The sequence below is a fragment of the Gemella sp. GH3 genome (assembly GCF_013415425.1).
In the GTDB taxonomy this organism is placed as follows: Bacteria; Bacillota; Bacilli; order Staphylococcales; family Gemellaceae; genus Gemelliphila.
The window spans coordinates 1-779 of the sequence record NZ_JACBYC010000046.1 but is presented as its reverse complement, the minus strand read 5'-3'; the positions used below and the strand labels follow the sequence as shown (position 1 = coordinate 779).

Here is a 779-nt window from a genome sequence, read left to right as displayed (position 1 = left end):
ATGGCAAACGTCCAACAAGTATCACGGTAAACTTATTATCAAACGGAGAAATAGTTCAAAGTAAAGAAGTAAGTGAGCAAGATAACTGGAGTTACGAATTTACAAACTTACCGAAGTTCAAAGATGGGCAAGAGATAAAATACACAGTAACAGAAAACCAAGTTGCTGGATATGAAACAATAATCAATGGTTATAAAATAACAAACAAATATATTCCAGAAATACCTGAAGTTCCAGAAGATAAAAATAAAGAGAAAGATACTCCTAAAAAAGGAAAACTTTCAAAAACAGGAATAAATACTGATGCTGACTTATTTGGAATATTAGCTTTGTTGTCATCGTTATTGGTTGCCTTAAAACTAAAAAAACGTAATTAATATAAAAACTTGATACGCAAATATAGCGTATCAAGTTTTTCAAACTGTTGACACATGCAATTTGTCAGCAGACTTTTTATTCAGGTTGTATAATATTCATCATATAGTAAAAATCTCTATGCTTAATTGCAGAACATTTATTATTTTATAAAAAATTATCTTATTAAATGATATCACTAAATAGTGCAGAATTAATGCTGTACTATTTTTTTGTGAAAATAATATAGTTTATAATATTTTTAATTAAATAATTTATAGATTAATCTTTTGATGTAGTTAAGATTATTTTATATTGTATTTTTAAATAGTTAAAAATATGTTTAATTTATTATTTTTTAACGAATTATTTCAGAGTAAATTGTTATTATTAGTATTGCATATTATGAAAAAATTTTTCTAGAT

At 24.4% G+C, this 779-nt stretch carries 1 protein-coding gene; it reads left to right on the top strand.

Annotated features, from left to right (window positions below; genetic code table 11):
• A partial coding sequence (locus tag HZY83_RS08535; protein WP_179942294.1) for a Cna B-type domain-containing protein occupies positions 1-377 on the top strand: 377 nt, incomplete at its 5' end.
• Positions 378-779 lie beyond the last annotated feature (402 nt).